At 70.6% G+C, this 15,526-nt stretch carries 11 protein-coding genes and 2 pseudogenes; 4 read left to right on the top strand and 9 right to left on the bottom strand.

What is annotated here, in order from left to right; translation table 11 throughout:
* Positions 1-520: 520 nt before the first annotated feature.
* The 6 genes from ABZ883_RS13500 to ABZ883_RS13475 all read right to left on the bottom strand — a co-directional run bounded on the left by ABZ883_RS13500 (position 521) and on the right by ABZ883_RS13475 (position 9,818).
* Positions 521-1,741 (bottom strand): sigma-70 family RNA polymerase sigma factor, encoded by a 1,221-nt coding sequence (locus tag ABZ883_RS13500; RefSeq protein WP_360905759.1) that lies wholly within the window; start codon positions 1,739-1,741, stop codon positions 521-523.
* Positions 1,742-1,749: 8 nt separating this feature from the next.
* The gene (locus tag ABZ883_RS13495) at positions 1,750-2,112 is read right to left on the bottom strand and encodes a YciI family protein (protein WP_360905758.1); all 363 of its coding nucleotides are present in this window, start codon (positions 2,110-2,112) and stop codon (positions 1,750-1,752) included.
* A gap of 228 nt (positions 2,113-2,340) precedes the next feature.
* On the bottom strand, positions 2,341-5,259 hold the full coding sequence (locus ABZ883_RS13490; RefSeq protein ID WP_360905757.1) for a hypothetical protein: 2,919 nt from the start codon (positions 5,257-5,259) through the stop codon (positions 2,341-2,343).
* Positions 5,259-7,115, bottom strand: coding sequence for an HSP90 family protein (locus ABZ883_RS13485; protein ID WP_360905756.1), 1,857 nt, complete (start codon positions 7,113-7,115; stop codon positions 5,259-5,261). The genes ABZ883_RS13490 and ABZ883_RS13485 overlap by 1 nt, the downstream gene beginning before the upstream one ends.
* A 79-nt stretch (positions 7,116-7,194) precedes the next feature.
* Positions 7,195-8,217 (bottom strand): hypothetical protein, encoded by a 1,023-nt coding sequence (locus ABZ883_RS13480; protein WP_360905755.1) that lies wholly within the window; start codon positions 8,215-8,217, stop codon positions 7,195-7,197.
* Positions 8,218-8,543: 326 nt separating this feature from the next.
* Positions 8,544-9,818 (bottom strand): tyrosine-type recombinase/integrase, encoded by a 1,275-nt coding sequence (locus tag ABZ883_RS13475; RefSeq protein ID WP_360905754.1) that lies wholly within the window; start codon positions 9,816-9,818, stop codon positions 8,544-8,546.
* 450 nt (positions 9,819-10,268) lie between these two features.
* Here ABZ883_RS13475 and ABZ883_RS13470 point away from each other — a divergent pair, with 450 nt between their 5' ends.
* From ABZ883_RS13470 to ABZ883_RS13455, 4 genes are all read left to right on the top strand, one after another.
* Positions 10,269-10,439, top strand: a complete 171-nt coding sequence (locus ABZ883_RS13470) for a helix-turn-helix domain-containing protein (protein WP_360905753.1) — start codon at positions 10,269-10,271, stop codon at positions 10,437-10,439.
* Positions 10,440-10,779: 340 nt separating this feature from the next.
* Complete coding sequence (locus tag ABZ883_RS13465; protein ID WP_360905752.1) at positions 10,780-11,289, top strand: helix-turn-helix domain-containing protein; 510 nt, start codon at positions 10,780-10,782, stop codon at positions 11,287-11,289.
* A gap of 33 nt (positions 11,290-11,322) precedes the next feature.
* A complete protein-coding gene (locus tag ABZ883_RS13460; RefSeq protein ID WP_360905751.1) occupies positions 11,323-11,541 on the top strand; it encodes a transposase in 219 nt (72 codons plus the stop codon).
* 18 nt (positions 11,542-11,559) lie between these two features.
* On the top strand, positions 11,560-12,099 hold the full coding sequence (locus tag ABZ883_RS13455; RefSeq protein WP_360905750.1) for a winged helix-turn-helix domain-containing protein: 540 nt from the start codon (positions 11,560-11,562) through the stop codon (positions 12,097-12,099).
* A 12-nt stretch (positions 12,100-12,111) separates the two neighbouring features.
* On the opposite strand, the pseudogene ABZ883_RS13450 reads toward ABZ883_RS13455, so the two are convergent.
* The 3 genes and pseudogenes from ABZ883_RS13450 to ABZ883_RS13440 form a co-directional block, all read right to left on the bottom strand.
* A pseudogene (locus ABZ883_RS13450) lies at positions 12,112-12,270 on the bottom strand (transposase); the annotation flags it as partial.
* Between the two features lie 226 nt (positions 12,271-12,496).
* Positions 12,497-14,281, bottom strand: a complete 1,785-nt coding sequence (locus ABZ883_RS13445; RefSeq protein ID WP_360905749.1) for a reverse transcriptase domain-containing protein — start codon at positions 14,279-14,281, stop codon at positions 12,497-12,499.
* A gap of 536 nt (positions 14,282-14,817) precedes the next feature.
* Positions 14,818-15,519 (bottom strand): annotated as a pseudogene (locus tag ABZ883_RS13440) (ISL3 family transposase); the annotation flags it as partial.
* Between the last annotated feature and the right edge of the window lie 7 nt (positions 15,520-15,526).

Below are 15,526 nucleotides of genomic sequence, written 5' to 3'. Positions count from 1 at the left end.
CCCACCACCCCGTCGCCCCGGGCGGTGGGAGGAACGCCTGCGGCACGGCGAGGCCGAGGACCGGCACCGCGGACGACGTCGGTGCGGGCCCCGTGCCCGGTGGCGCGGGCGGCCCGCCGAGCCACGGCCGCCCGCGCACCGCCGCCATGAGGACGCGTTGCGCCCCCGCGGCCGCCGCGACCGCGCCGAAGTGGATCGGGACCGGCTCCTGTCGGTCGGCGTACGCGGCCGGGAGCGTCGTGGGGAACGGCATCAGGGCGCCCAGTGCCGGTCCGAGCAGGCTGACGCGCGAGCACCGTGCCGTCGACCTCCCGTACCCCAGGAAGATCCGGCGGTGCCCCTGCCGGACGGCGTGATGACCGCGAAACCCAGCACCTAGGCCAGGCTCAGTGCCTTGTGGCAGCCGGCATCACCGAGCCCGTGAGGGAGCGTGAGGTCCCGCGCCGGCGGGGTCGTGGCGATGGCGCAGACCCCGTCCGACAACGCCAGGAGCCGGTCCGGCCGGGCGCTGTCCACAGCCTCACGGCAAGACGATCTCCGCGCGCCTGCGCCGCAGGAAGTCCCGCTCGGCGGCGTTCCCGGTGCGCGCGATTGCTGCCTCGTAGGCATGCGCGGCCTCCGCATCGCGGCCGAGGCGCCGGAGCAGGTCGGCGCGGACGGCGTGCAGCACGGAGTACCCGTCGAGCGCGAGGTCGTCGACGAGGGCCAGCGCCGCCGCCGGGCCCTCCACCTCGGCCACGGCGACGGCGCGGTTGAGCGCGACGACCGGGCCGGGGGCGACCGCCATGAGCTGGTCGTACAGGGCCAGGACCTGGGCCCAGTCGGTCGCCGCGGCTGTCGGGGCGTCGCTGTGCACGGCGTTGATCGCGGCCTGGATCTGGTACGGGCCCGGCTGTCCGCGGCGCAGGCACTGGCGGACGAGGGCCTGGCCCTCGGCGACCAGCATGCGGTTCCAGCGGGCGCGGTCCTGCTCGCCGAGGGGGACCAGGCGCCCGTCGGCATCGGTGCGGGCGGGCCGGCGCGCCTCGGTGAGCAGCATCAGCGCCAGCAGTCCCAGCACCTCCGGCTCGTCGGGCATGAGCCCGGCGAGCAGCCGCCCCAGCCGCAGTGCCTCCCCGCACAGGTCCGCGCGCGTCAGGTCGTCGCCGGAGCTCGCCCGGTAGCCCTCGTTGAAGATCAGGTAGACCACGGCGAGCACCGGCCGGAGCCGTTCGGGGAGGTCGGCGTCGAAGGGGACCCGGTACGGGATGCGGGCGTCGCGGATCTTGCCCTTGGCCCGTACCAGGCGCTGCGCCATGGTCGGTTCGGGGACGAGGAAGGCCCGGGCGATCTCCGCGGTGGTGAGCCCGCCCAGCAGCCGCAGGGTGAGGGCGACCTGCGCGGCGGGGGCGAGGGCGGGGTGGCAGCAGGTGAAGACCAGGCGGAGCCGGTCGTCGCGCACGGGGCCCTCCTCGGCCGGCTCGTCGCGGTCGTGCAGCAGTGCGGCCGCCGCGTGCCGGTCCTCCCGGGTCGCCTCACGGCGCAGCCGGTCGACGGCGCGGTTGCGCGCGGTGGTGATGATCCATCCCGCCGGGCTGGGCGGCACCCCCGTGGACGGCCAGTGCCGCAATGCCGTCGCGAACGCGTCCTGGACCGCCTCCTCGGCGATGTCGATGTCGCCGAAGCGGCGGACCAGGACGGCCACCGCGCGCCCGTACTCCGCGCGGAAGACACGCTCGACCTCGTCGGCGGGCGCCGGCATGCCGCTCGTCAGTCCCCGGACCCGTCGGGGGTTCCGGCGAACGGCCGCACCTCGATCGGCAGCGTGGTCGCGCGGGCGAGATCGCGGCCCCAGGCCAGCGCGGCGTCCAGATCGGGCGCGTTGACGATCGTGAAGCCGCCGAGGTACTCCTTGCCCTCCAGGAAGGGCCCGTCGGTGGTCAGCACCTCGCCCTCCTCCATCCGCACGACGGTCGCCGTGCCGGGCGCGTTCAGGCCGCCGGAGAAGACCCAGGCGCCGGCGGCGCGCATGCGGGCGTTGAGGGCGTCGAGGTCGCGCATGATCCCTTCCAGGACCTCCGGCGGGGGAGGGGTGCCCTCCGGCTGGTAGACGCTGAGCAGGTACTGCTTCATGGCTGCTTCCCCTCGGGTCGGCGTGATCGGGACGGCAGGCCGCCGGCCTCGTGCCGGCGTCCCACCTTCTGTACGAACGGGCCCGGCCCGGATCGACACCCGCCGTCGGACGTTTTCCGCGCGGGGCGCCGCCGCGGCCCGCGCTCCCCTCCTCCCCGGTCCCGGGCGCGCCGATTCCCCGCCGGTCGGCCGAACGGGGGACCGGCGGAGCATCGGGGGTGCGGCGCGTCAGCGCCGCGGGGCGGACACCTCGCCGCGGAGCCTGGACAGGACCTGCGCCGCCTGGGCGAGACCGGCGGCCTCGCAGCGGGCGATGGCGGTGTCGAGCCGGGCGAGGGCCGCGGCGGGCGACTTCAGGCCGTTGGCCTCGATGAGCGCCGCGACGCGGACCGCCTCGGCCTGCGGCGGCTCGCCCGCGGGCCCGCCCGCCTCATGGGCGGTGATGGCCCGCTCCATCTCGGCGAGTGCCTCGGGGAAGCGCTCGGCGGCGGCGAGGGCGCGGCCCCGCTGGTAGTGCGTGGCGCCCCTCTCGTACCAGAGGGCGACGTCCTCGCTGTCCTCGTCCACGGCCGCCAGCAGCTCGTCGGCCTCGCGCAGGAAGCCGAGCGCCGTGTCGATCCCGTCCGGACCCTCGGCCGCCATGGTGTGCGCGGCGAACTGCCGCATCATGTCGGCGACCATCGGCGGGTGGGGCGCCTTGCCGTGCGAGGCGACGGCCCGGTCGTACGCGGTCCGGGCCGCGTCCGGACGGCCGGCGTCCAGCAGCGCGACCGCGGCCTCGGCGGCGGCGAGGGTGTGCGTGAACTGCTCCTCCCACGGCGTGACCAGGTCGGCCAGCAGCAGGAACTGCTCGGCGGCGGAGCGGTGTTCCTCCAGCTCCCGCAGCCCGCGGCCCAGGCTCAGCCGGGCCTGGGCGAGCACGCGCTCGTCGGCGTCGGCCGGCACGTCGCCGGTGACCAGGGACTCCAGCACGGCCACCGCGTCCGCCTGCCGGCCGGCGCGGGCGAGGATGTCGGCGAGCTCCACCCGCACCTCGACGGCACCGGCGGCGTCGTCCTCGCGGTCCAGCCGGGAGGCGCCCTCGGACAGATGGCGTACCGCCCCCGCCAGGTCGCCGGCGTGCGCGAGGGCGTGACCGAGCATCGCGTGGGTGCGTGCCACCGGGAACGCGGTGTCGCCGTGCGCGGCCGCCGAGGCGAGCGCCCTGCGCAGCTGCTCCACGGCCTCGTGGGGGCGGTGCCGCTGCATCAGGATCTGGCCGAGCAGCCCGTGCGGGCGCTGTGCGCGCCAGGGTGCCTCGGCGCTCTCGATGGCCTCCAGCGCGGCGCGCAACTCCCGCTCCGCGCCCTCGAAGTCCCCGGACCGCGCCGTGAAGTCGCCCACGTACAGCCGTACGTTGATGGCACGCTGCGGCACCCCGAGCCGTTCCGCCTCCGCGACGGCCTCCCGCGCGGCGGCCCGGAAGCGGGACTCCGTCTCCGCGGGGACGTCCGGCAGTGCCGCGGTGGCCTCGGTGTACGCCAGGAAGGCCCGGCACTGCAGCACAACGCAGTAGGACCGCCGGTCGTCCTCGGAGCCGTCCTGCGGCAGTTCGCGGGCCCGCGCCAGGACGGCGTCCAGCTCCGTCCAGCCCTCGGCGCTCTCCTCGCCGGGCGTGACCCCGACCGAGGCGCGCCGCGCCCGGGCGGCCAGGGCCCGCCATTCGGCCCCGGCGCGGCCGAACAGCTCCACGGCCTCGGTCAGCGCCTCGCGGATCACGGGCCGGTCCGGCCCCTCGGCCAGGTCCGAGGCCGAGAACGCGCGCTGCTCGGCCAGTTCGCCCCGCAGCACCTCCTCCGGGCCGAGCCGCGGGTCGTGCGCGTGGTCCGCGGCCTCGACGCGCTCGGCGATCGCCCGCCAGAGCCGTTCGTCGCCGGGACGCGCCTGCGCGGCGTGCGCGCGGGCCCGCTCGACGAGTTCCACGAAGTCCTCGGGGATCTCCTCCACGGGTGCCGCCGCCGGCCGCGGCGGGAGGGCGGGAGCGTCCGTCGCGGACGGCACCGCGGCGGTGCGCAGTCCCAGCTCCAGCGGCTCGGCGAGCAGCGGCCGCACGGCGAGCCGGGCCCGCCGCCGGTCGCCCACCGCGGTGGTGCCGTTGCGGTCGTCGAAGGCCGCGGTCAGCGCGTCCGCCTCGGTCCCGACGTGGGCGAGCAGTGTCTGCGCCGTCCAGGTGCGGCCGAGCGGCCCGGACACCGGGACGGCGGAGTGGCCGTCCTCGGTCAGCCGCCGCAGCAGGACCTGCACCCCGGTGAGGAAGCCGAGCAGCGACAGGGGCGCGCCGGTGGTCTCGAACAGCGGGCGGTTCTCGGCGAGGATCTCCAGCGCGCGGCCCTCGTTGCCCGACAGCGCGCAGAACTCCAGGTGCAGTCCCACCTCCTCCGCCATGCCGATCCGGCCCCTCGCCCGCCGGTAGCCCGACAGGTGGTACGAGCGGGCCTCGTCGGTGCGTCCGAGGCGCAGCAGCGGCAGCAGGGCGTGCGCCTGGCTGACCCAGGGCTCCTCCTGGCAGCTCTGGCCGCCGTCGAGCACGGGCTGCCAGGTCTCCAGCGCCCGGACGTCGTCGCCCGAGCCGAGGTGGTGCAGGGCACGGTGCCGGGTCTCGCACGCCTCGCAGTCGCTCAGGGACTCGCGCCGCCGGGTGGCCCACAGGTCGAAGACGTTCTCGCGGTCCGCCCCGGTGTGGGCGGCGACCCGGTGGCGCATGGCGGCGACGGGCTGCAGTCCCTGCTCCGCGTCGCGGTAGCGGTCGCGCATCCGGTCGATCCAGCCGGTGACCGTGGACAGCGGCACCTCGGGCACCTGGAGCAGGGAGGTGGCCACCCACTTGTGGCGCCACAGGACCTGGCGGGCCTCCCATTCGCTGAAGGAGCCGGGCTCGTCGTCCCACAGCTTCAGCACCCGGGCGAAGACGACCGGCGACTTGCGGTGCTCGGCGGCGTACTCGTACGCCGACATCAGCTCCAGCAGTGCCGTGACGAGGGCGCCCTTGTCGTCGAACTGCTCGGCGGCCTCGACCAGTTCCTCGGCCGTCACGGTGCGGGGGAGTCCGTAGGGCCGCTCGTTGTTCTCGCGCAGGGCCTCGAACACGGCCTCGGGGGTTTCCAGCATCACAGCTCCTTTGCGTCCGGGCCCGGCGCGGGGGTGTCCTGGTCGTGCATGGCGTGGGTGAGCAGGCCGATGAACGCCCGGTTGAGCAGGGCGCTCTCGGACGCCTTCAGCGGACGGCGGGTGAGCAGCAGCGCCTGCCCGTACAGGGCCTCGGCCGTGGTGACGGCCAGCCCGCGTTCGGTGACGGTGGCGGCCCGGCGCACCAGCGGGTTGAGGTGGTTGAGCACGAGCTGCGCCCGGGGCGCCTCGGTCCTGAGCGAGCCCAGGATGTCCGCCCACAGCCCGTCGGTGCCCTCGGCGAGGCCGGCCCGGGTGCGTTCGTGGCGGGCCTCGCGGTTGTCCAGGAGCAGCGCGGGCGCGGTGACGGGCTGGAAGGCCCGCAGCACCACGTCGCAGTCGTACGTCCCGACGACCTCGCGGGCGACCGCGAGGAAGGCCGCGGCGGCGAGTTCGGCCGCGGAGTCGACGGGGTCGAGATGGGCGGTCACCGTCGCGGGGTCCAGGTCGGTGACGGTGGTGCCGGGACGGATCTCCGGCAGCCGGTGCACCAGGTCCCGGTCGTAGGTGTAGCCGCCGTTGACCACGCCGAGGCCGGCCGCCGCCGCGATGGGCGCGACCTGCCGGAACTCGTCGACGCTGCGGGTGACCAGCACCGTCGGGTGGGTGCGCGCGAACTCCTCCAGCGTGACGTTGCCGTCGGTCGTCTCGAAGGGCAGCCAGGGCAGCAGCATCCGCAGCAGGTCGTCGTCGTAGCGGGCGAGCGCCTTGACCGCGAGGTGGTGGCTGTCGATGAAGCGGGCGAGCAGCGCCGGGTCGCTGGCGGCGAGCCCGGTCAGCCAGTCGCGGATGCGCGAGCCCAGCGCGTCGCGGACCGCGGCCAGCGTCTCGTCCTCGTACAGGGACTCGCGGGACGCCGTCGGGCGCAGGCTGGTGACGTCCACGACGCAGCGGACGAAGAAGGCCCACTCCGGGAGGAGTTCGGACGCCTGGTCCGACAGGAGCATGCCCTTGAGGTGCACCCGGTGCCCGGCGCGCTCCGACGGGTTGACGGCGGTGGGCAGGACGTACGCGACACCGCGCAGCCCGGCGACGGGCAGGTCGAGGTCGATGGTGTCCAGCGGGGTGAAGCCGAAGGTGGTGCGGCAGTGCTCGGCCAGTGCCTCGGTGCGGGCCAGCGGCGAGCCGTGGCGGCGCTCCCAGGGCGGGGTGTCGTTGACCCGGGTGGTCTCCCCGCGCGGGTCGACCACGGTGACCTCGTGCCGGAGCATGCTGCCGTAGTGCCGGGCGAGCGAGGTCACCCGGTCCGGCTGCGTCCACTCGGTGCCGTCCGCGCGGGGCGTCAGCGTCACGCGGGTGCCGGGCTCGGGCATCGCGTCGGCCGGCAGGGTGCGGATGGTGTAGCTGCCGTCGGAGCGCCCGCGCCATTCGACGGCCGGGGCGCCGGGGGTGGCGGCGTGGCGGCTGAGCACGGTGATCTCGTCGGCCACGACGAAGCAGGCGAGCAGGCCGATGCCGAACTGCCCGATGAAGTCGCCGCGTGCGGCCTCCAGTTCGCCGTCGGCGGCGCGCTTGGAGCTGCGCCCGATCGTGGCGAGGAAGGTGTGCACGTCGGTCTCGCTCAGGCCGACACCGGTGTCGGTGACGGTGAGCGAGTCGCCCGTCCGCACGGTGATCCGGGCCGGGGCGCCGGGCTGGAGCGCCTGCCGCGCGGTGATCGCGTCGACGGCGTTCTGCAGCAGTTCGCGCAGGTAGACGCGGGGGCTGGAGTAGAGGTGGTGGGACAGCAGGTCGACCAGGCCGCGAAGGTCGACCTGGAACGTGTGGGCCGTCTGGGACGGAACGTGGGACTGGGACACCTGGATGGCCTTCTGGATCGGCGCGCGGACGACGGCTGCCGCCCGGCACGGCGCGGTGGGCGGAGTGCGGGGGCGGGGATCAGCGGCGTCCGGCGCCGGAGCGCAGGGCGCGGTAGGGCGCCCGCGGGTCTGCCCCGTTGAGGTACTGCCACGGGAAGCGGGTGACGAGGCCGCCCGTCGCGGCGAAGGCCGCGGCGGCCGCCTGCTTGTCCCCGTTCAGGGCGAAGGCCATGGCGAAGGCGTTCCAGCACTCGGGCGCCTCGATCCGGCCGGCGAAACCGGGGTGGCGGACCGACCGGTCGGCGGCCTCGTGGAGCTCCTGGCGCACGCGCTCCTGGGTGATGTACGTGCCGTCGGGACCGCTGTCGAGATGCACCCAGTGCTCCAAGTGCGCGACGGCCACGAGCATGCCGAGGGGACCGCCCTCCGGACCGTCCTCCATGGACTGCCGGGCGAAGGCGTGCATCTCCTCGTGCGAGCCGCCCCACTTGGCGCACACCTGCTGCAACTGCTGCTGGTGCGCCCCCAGATGGCCGGGGTGCCGGCGTACGGAGGCCTCGAAGCGCCGCCGTGCGATGTCCTGGCCGACCTCCAGCCCCCGCCCGCACATCTGGAGGAAGTACCAGGGCGAGGCCCAGCCGGGTTCGCGTTCGGCCGCCCGGTAGAGCAGGTCCTCCGCGGTCTCCAGGCGTTCGTGGAAGATCCGGAACTGCTCGCGGGAGACGTGCGAGGCGCTCGCCCCCGAGCGGGCGTCCCAGGCCCACTGCACGGCGCGGGCCCCCGCCACCAGCAGGGCCGGTCCCGAGTCCCCCTCGGCCTCGACGACCTTCGGCATCCACTGCTCGTAGCCGGCGACGTCGCTCGCCGCCCGCAGCAGCCAGCTGCGCTCCCAGTCGTCCGTGACGGCCGACAACTGCTCCCGCATCGCGGGCCAGTCGGCCGCGGCGGCGGACGCGAGCAGCCTCCCGAGCCCCGGGTTCCCGTGGGCCGGGTCCAGCCGGGCCTGCGGGCGCGGCCCCCACCGCTTCAACGAGAACGCGGACGTGCGTTCCGGAATCCCCTCCGCCGTTCCGGTGGCGGGTTGCTGACGGACCGATCTCATGAAGAACCCCCTCCTGGCCTGGCCTTTCCCCCTGGGCCATGATCCGGTGACCGCAGCATGCCTATCACGACGGCCGGACAGAGGGCCAAGGGGTTCCGGCCCTTCCGGCGCGGGGCCCCTACCGCGAAGCCGGCGAAGCCGCGGAGCGGCAGGCAGGGGACATGCCGCCGCCCCCGGCACGCCCCGCTCATGGCAGGTCGGACTGGGGGCGGCGATATGGGCCCGTCAGATGTCGCGGAACTCCTATACAGCGCACCTGAACTGCGCAAACGAACCGTTCGAAGATCATCTTGCACGAGCGCTGCACAGGCCGAACAGTGCAGGAGTCACGCGACCCATGTGTAGGCGCTCCGGACCGCGATGCGGATCTTGGAACCGGCTCCCACGATCCGGTGTACGTACTTACGCAGAGTAAACGCAGGGTCGGCGTGTCCGAGTCGATCCGCGAGTGTGTACACGTCTACCCCGCCGTTGATCATCATCGACGCGTACAGGTGTCGGAGGGCGTGCATCATCATGTCTCGGGACTTCTCCCAGCGCCGTCCCTTCACGTTGGGGTCAAGGGGCTTGATGAGGCCGGCCGCCGCCAGAGCAGGCTTCCAGCGGTAGGAGTTGAACCAATTCGACTGAATGGCGGTCTTCTCCCGAGTGTAGAAGATCAGCTGCACCGCGACCGGGGCGCCGCCTTTGCGGCCCCACGGTCGGGTCACCTCGACGGGCGGGTACTTCTGCATGTGCTCGCGCAGGGGGATGGCCACGTCGTCGGTCAGTTCGACCCACCGGTCCTTCGGATCCCCATCGTCTCCGCCCTTGGGGAGGGCGTACACCAGGAACGAGCCGTCGTGGACTACTTGCCGTTGCACGTGCACCATCGGGCCGTCCGGGTGTGCCCAGTCGATGTCTTCTGGTGACAGGCCGAATATTTCTCCTTGACGAAGGCCCAGGCCGCGACCGCAGTCGACGAGTGCCTTGTAGCGGTCGGGAAGTTCGGCGCGGATCTTCTCGGTGTCCTCCCACGTCAGGGTCAGCTCTGCCCGGCCGCCATCCCCTCGTTTCGGCTTGGCGTCCTGCACCGACTTGGCGAGGCATGGATTTTTGGGTATCAGGCTGTCATCCACGGCCAGGTCAAAGACAGCCCGAAGATTGTCGAAGACCAGGCGCAGCGTGGAACTTTCGAGCAGCCGACGACGGTCGTGCAGCCAGTCCAGCAAAGACGACGCGTTCACGTCCTTTACGCGCATCTTTCCAACTGCGGTAGGAACGATGTGTAGGTGAACCCGTTCCCTGTGGCGTCGGTATGTACGCGGATTCTTGTGCTCGTGCCCCTTGAGCCACGTGAGGGCGAGTTCACCGACCCTGATCTCTCCGGCGCGAGGGTTGATGTATGACCCGTCGTCCACTCCGGACCGCATCTTGGTCTCGTGCCTGCGGGCTTCGGCCTCGGTGCGGAACAACTCCGTCTGCTGGATACCTTCCCGGTTACGCCAACGGGCCTGCCAGCGCTTCCCGACCCCGTGATCCATCGTCGGAACCTTGCTGTGTTCCCTGCAGGCCGACTCTCCGGATTTCGGGCGTGACTTGTGCCATCGGTCGTACGGCATGGACTTAACTCCTAATTGGCGGGTGGCCCTGATGCTGTTGGTGGGGTCCTCCACATCAGGGTCGTCATCGACGGTGAAGTCGCGTGGCCGTTCGTCGCGGCTTGAGTGAATGGAATGTTGATCCAGGGAAGCGGAAATGTCAAAGGTATTCTCTGGGCCGTTGCGGCACTGGGGTCCAGAGTGGTTGAGAAGGGTCTCGCCCTAGCTGAATCCTCACCGAGGTGTCGGTGAGGATTCGACGAGCCCTCGCCGAGGGTTCGCTGGCGTCTTTCGCGAGTTCCGCTACTTGGCGCGGCCGGAATCTCATGTCACTGTTCCGTGCACCACCAGTGGGCAACCGCTCACGTGGTTCTTTCCTGCCCGTTTCCGAGCCGTTCTGGAGTACCCATGCGTCGAACCGCTGCCCGTGCGGCAGAAGCCGCCAGTCACGCGGGGAACCGCCGCCCGCTCATGAGCGCTGAGGAACTGGCCGACTTCCTCGGTGTGCCGCTGAACACGGTCTACGTATGGAATCACCGACGTCAGGGTCCGCGAGCACACAAGGTCGGCCGCTATTTGCGCTACCGCTGGCCGGAAGTGGAGGCATGGCTGGAAGCTCAGGTGGTGGATCGCGCGGCGTGAAAACCCGCCACCGGTTCTCGACGAAGACCGGAGGCGTCGGTGACGCGTGAGCGAGCCAGGTTCGGCCTTACGGTCGCCACCACTACCTCCCCGGGTTGCCTACATGGTCAGGAGCGGCCCGGGCAGGCGAGCGAAAACTGTGTGGTACTGCTGGCGGAGTTCGTCGCGGGCGGGCGTTGGGGGGTCTTCGAACTTGAGCGGTGCATCTTGTTAGGCGTACTGGCTGTTCGTGACGGTGTGTGATGCGCATGGCGGGACTGGCCCCTGGATGCAGGACGCCCGTGATCCTGGTTGATCATTTCTGTTCTCTACGCAGAAGGATCATTGGGGAGCCACGGGCTTGGGCAACGATACGACGTTGTTGCTCGGTCTCGACGGGGTGTCCGTCGTGCGGGTCGAGTCATTGGCCGACGGGACGCGTCGGGTGCACCTGATCACGGCGGACGAGGCGGCGCGGGCCTGTCCGTCCTGCGAGGTCGTCGGCTCCCAGGTGAAGGGGCCGGCGGTGACCTGGCCGCGTGACCTGCCCTATGGGGAGCGGAAGTGGGAGTTCTTCCGGCGCAAGCGCCGCTGGTGGTGCCGCGAGCCGAAGTGCTCGAGGAAGTCGTTCACCGAGAGCGTCGCCCAGATACCGGCCGGTGCGCGGGGCACCACCCGGCTGCGCCAGGCGGCTGGGCCCCGGATGCGTGACGCCGGCTCAACGGTCGTCCAGGCCGCTCGCGACCTGCATCTGTCCTGGCCGACGGTGATGGACGCCTTCCGCACATCAGCGCGCGAGGTCACGGGCGCCCCACTGCCCGAGGTAGACGTGCTCGGCATCGACGAGACCCGGCGGGGCAAGACAAAGTGAGAGCAGGATCCCGACAGCGGCACGTGGCAGCTGGTGCGGGACTGGTGGCACACCGGCTTCGTTGACGCCCTCGGCGCTGGCGGGCTGCTTGGCCAGGTCGAGGGCCGCACCGCCGCCGACGTCCTGGCCTGGCTTGCCACCACACCGCTGACCTGGCGAAAGGGTATCCGTCACGTCGCCATCGACATGTCGGCCACCTATCGCGCGGCGGTCCGCACCGGCCTGCCTACTGACTTCGGCTCGTCGGGGTGAACTTCCACGATGTGCCTGATGGACTCGGTGGGCGGTGACTGTATTCCGTGGTGTGTGAGATATGCGGATGGGGGCGGGCTGACCGCTGCGGGTCGGCTGCGCCGTGAGTCGGTGCGGATGCAGGCGGCCGAGCTTTTCGAGCAGGAGATCAGGCCGCCGGAGGTCGCCCGGCGCCTGCGGGTGAGCGTGAAGTCGGCCTACCAATGGCACCAGTTGTGGCGGGACGGTGGTCGTGAGGCTCTGGCTTCCCGAGGCCCGAGCGGATCCCGTTGCCGGCTGTTCCCGCGCTGTCTGGAGAAACCGTCCGCGTACCTCGATGAGGGCCCGGCTGCCCACGGCTGGGTGGAGGACCAGGTGTGGACCGCGTCGAGGGTGGCCACGCTGATCGGCAGGAAGTTCCACCTCTCCTACAGCGTCTCTGGCGCGCCGCGGCTGATGCATCGGCTCGGCTTCAGTCCGCAGGTCCCCGCGCGCAGGGTCGCCGAGCGCGACGAGCAGGCCGTCACCGCGTGGAAGGGGACTGTAAAAAGAACGGCCCTGTCTCACATTCGGTGGTGACGGAGCGTGCTGCTATCCGAGGAGGATGCGGTGGCGAAGTAGGGTGAAGCCTGCCCGTCCGTGCATCTGGCGCGCGATCCGCTTGGTTTTGGTGTTGATGCCCTCGGTGGGGCCGTTGCTGTATGGAAGCGTGAGCGCGGCGATCACTGCGTCCCGGTCTCGGTCCAGGCCCCCGTTCCAGGGTGGTTCGGGCGCGTGGCCCGTCGTAGATGGGTGCGCCCAGTACGGTGGCCCAGCAGTTGCTGTGTGCCTTCACCTCGCTGAGGGCGGCTTCGCACAGGTTGTGCCACAGAGTACTGGTGGGCCGTCGGCGAGGTGCTTGCTGAGCAGGTCCTTTTCCCACGGCCCCCAGCCCGAACGACGCATGCGACTTTCACCGCACGTCGCTCTCCAGTGACTACTCCGTGAGTGCTGGGACGGGCTTCTTGCCGTGGATGCCCGCGTGACAACTTGCGCAGACCACGGGGGTTTTGCGGTGTCGCGCGGCCATGAGATCTGCCCACGGCGGCCGGGTTCCCGTTTTTCCGAGGTCCGCGAGCTTGGCGACGTGGTGAACTTCCACCTCATCGACGTGTCCGCATGACTCACACCGTCCGGTGAGGAGCCGGGTGATCAGCTCCTTGCGTTTGGTGTTGACGGGGGCCAACCGACGGTCGGTGATGACCGTCTTCTTGTTCCGTCGCAGCGGAATGCCGCCGAACCGTCCGACCAGCGGTTTCCTGCCGGTGCGTTCGACGCGGGCCTCGAAGCACTTGCGTGGCCCGTGCGGCGTCTCGATGGTGGTCGCGTACTTGCGGGCCATCTTCGACACCGACGAGCGGTGCTTGTTGGCGAGCGTCATCAGCATCGAGGTCTCCATGACCCATTGCAGCCGGGCGAGTCGGAAGACGTCGCCGGCCATCAGGTAGTACCGGACGATGCCGCGGTACTCGGACCCGTAGGTGCTGAGAATGACGTGGTCGTCCTGATTCAGCAGTTCGGGCCGTCGCGCGGGTTTGCCGCGCTTCATGTACTGGGCCTGCTTGGCAGATACCACCGAACGAGGGACCTGTAGTCTGACGACCCCATTGACGGAGCGCCGACCACCGGTGACCTTGCGGTCGTTGTGATGCACGGTGATGTTGTAGCCGAGGAACCTTGCCGCCTCGGTGCGGGCGTGTGTGATGAGCGTCTTTTCTGGCGACAGTTCCAGTTTGAGTTCGTCACGCAGGAATTGTGCCAGGCTCTTCTTGATTTCCTCAGCTTCTGCCTTCGGTCCGGCGAACCCGAGCAGGGTGTCGTCGGCATAGCGCACATACCTCAGCCGCCTGTAACCAGCATCTTGAGTGTCCATGCTGGGCATGCTGCGAAGTTGCTTGCGCAGTTCCCGCACCTCGGTGCGGTCACCACGCTTGCGGGCGCGACCCATCGCCGCCCACACCCGATAAAAGGCGCGGCTCGGCTTCCTGACCCCTCCACGGGTGTATTCCGGGATGAGAACCTTCTCGATGTAGTCGTCCATCTTGTGCAGGTAGATGTTGGATAGGATCGGTGAAACAACCCCGCCTTGCGGGCTTCCGCTGTGCGTGGCGTTCCAGATCCAGTCCTCCATGTAGCCGGCCTTGAGCCTGTTACGCACCAGCCGCAGGAACCGGTTGTCGCGGATTTTCTCGCCCAGGATTCGGAGCATGACCGCATGGTCAAGCTTGTCGAAGCACTGGGCGATGTCGCCCTCGATAAACCAGGCGGTCCCCGTCCAGGTGTTGACGACATCACGTAGTGCGGTGTGACAGCCGCGGCGGGGACGGAAACCGTGGGAGGAGTTGGAGAACGTCGGCTCGTAGTACGCCTCAAGTAGCAGGCGGATCACCTCGCCGACGAGCTTGTCGCTCCAGGGCGGCAGGCCGAGCGGGCGCAGTTTCGTGCTGTCCCGCCCCTTCTGGATGTAGACCCTGCGGGCTGGGCTCCACCGGTACCGCTCATGGCGCAGCGCGTCGATGACGTGCTCGATCTTGCCCAGCGACATGCCGTCCACGGTCTCCCCAGTGACCCCGGGCGTCATTGCTCCCTTGTTGGAATACAGACGCCCGTAGGCCAGCAGATACAACTGCGGATTGAACAACTGCCGATACAGTTCATCGCACGGCAGGCCACGCCTGCCGCGCTCACGGAGGACACCCATCACCGTTTCGGCGCTCTGCATTACGCATACCTCCCGACTCTGTGGTGTCCGATCACCTGGCCCCCTTCGCCCGATGTGGACGGCTTTCCCGTCCTCCTTGGCCGGTCGTGACTCCGGCGACTACTACGGGGCCTCCGTCGCCATAGGAATATCTCTTCCCTTAGGCGATCCCATGTTCGTCCTTGTCGTACGTCCTAGCGTGATTTAGGTGCCCCACTCATCCCCTTGAATACCCTCGCTGGGCATCGCTCTGCGCTCCGGAGGTTGCGACGGCCATGGCACAAAGCCGTCGTAGGGCGCAGCGTCGGTGTCAGGCATTTTCCGGCGGACTCGACCTTCAGTCTTCTGGGGATTGGGATTCAGGCAATCCAGCTTTCACCGTGTCACGCGGGTCTCCCGACGCCCCGTCTCTAATGCCTGAGCCCGGCCGTCGATTTTCTGGCATGCTGCGGTCCCCTCACCGTTTCCGGATTAGGTAAGCCATTAGACCCAAGAATCTCCCTCCGAATCCTTCCCGATTAAGTCGGGGATACGACAAGGCGCCTCATGGCGCACTGCCACCTGTCGGCGACCTGCACTGCGTGGGGTAGGGCGCGGCGGATGGCCTCGGCATACGTCGTGGAGCCGTCGCGGCAAACGACCTCGACGCCCGGGTGTTCGCGCAGCCAGGCTTCCAGAGTGTCGGCCGTGCGGTCCGGCAGCACGTCGATGCGCTCATGGGTCTCGGCGTCGATCACCACGGTGGCATAGCGGTGCCGCCGGCGCAGGGCGAAATCGTCGACGCCGATCACACGAGGCGTCCGTCCAGTGGGCAACGGGGTGCGCAGCAGGGTGCGCAGGGCCGTGTGACGGGACAGGCCCACCGCGAGTATCGCCAGCAAACGTGATCCTGCTCGGCCCGCTAACTCTTTGACCACGGCCTTGACCTGCCTGGTCAGGCGGGCGGTGCGTCGCTGGTATCGCTCCAGCACCCCGGGCACCTGTTCGCGGAAGGTGTGGCGGCAGCCTCGCGTGGGGCACACCAGACGCCGAACCCGCACACGGACCACCACCCGGCGCCCGTCGACCGGAACGTCGGCCACCGTCCGCCAGTGATAGCCGTGCACCCGTCCCGACGAGGCCCCGCACACGTGGCAGAGCGCAGTGTCCAACGGAGTCCGGGCCCGCGCCACAATCCGCTCACCCTCGTCGGTCACATCCTCCATGACCAGCGGAGCCAGGCCCGAAAACACCATCCGTACAAGCTCGTTGACATTCATCACATGA

The sequence above is a fragment of the Streptomyces sp. NPDC046977 genome (assembly GCF_040644455.1).
Taxonomy (GTDB): domain Bacteria; phylum Actinomycetota; class Actinomycetes; order Streptomycetales; family Streptomycetaceae; genus Actinacidiphila.
The sequence above is the reverse complement of the archived record's forward strand: the minus strand, read 5'-3'. Positions and strand labels throughout refer to the sequence as shown.

Coding starts and splice junctions, on each gene's coding strand:
- ABZ883_RS13445 (WP_360905749.1), bottom strand. CDS start 14,281: ATGCAGAGCGCCGAAACGGTGATGGGTGTCCTCCGTGAGCGCGGCAGG.
- ABZ883_RS13455 (WP_360905750.1), top strand. CDS start 11,560: ATGGACTCGGTGGGCGGTGACTGTATTCCGTGGTGTGTGAGATATGCG.
- ABZ883_RS13495 (WP_360905758.1), bottom strand. CDS start 2,112: ATGAAGCAGTACCTGCTCAGCGTCTACCAGCCGGAGGGCACCCCTCCC.
- ABZ883_RS13475 (WP_360905754.1), bottom strand. CDS start 9,818: ATGCCGTACGACCGATGGCACAAGTCACGCCCGAAATCCGGAGAGTCG.
- ABZ883_RS13500 (WP_360905759.1), bottom strand. CDS start 1,741: ATGCCGGCGCCCGCCGACGAGGTCGAGCGTGTCTTCCGCGCGGAGTAC.
- ABZ883_RS13480 (WP_360905755.1), bottom strand. CDS start 8,217: ATGAGATCGGTCCGTCAGCAACCCGCCACCGGAACGGCGGAGGGGATT.
- ABZ883_RS13490 (WP_360905757.1), bottom strand. CDS start 5,259: ATGCTGGAAACCCCCGAGGCCGTGTTCGAGGCCCTGCGCGAGAACAAC.
- ABZ883_RS13470 (WP_360905753.1), top strand. CDS start 10,269: ATGAGCGCTGAGGAACTGGCCGACTTCCTCGGTGTGCCGCTGAACACG.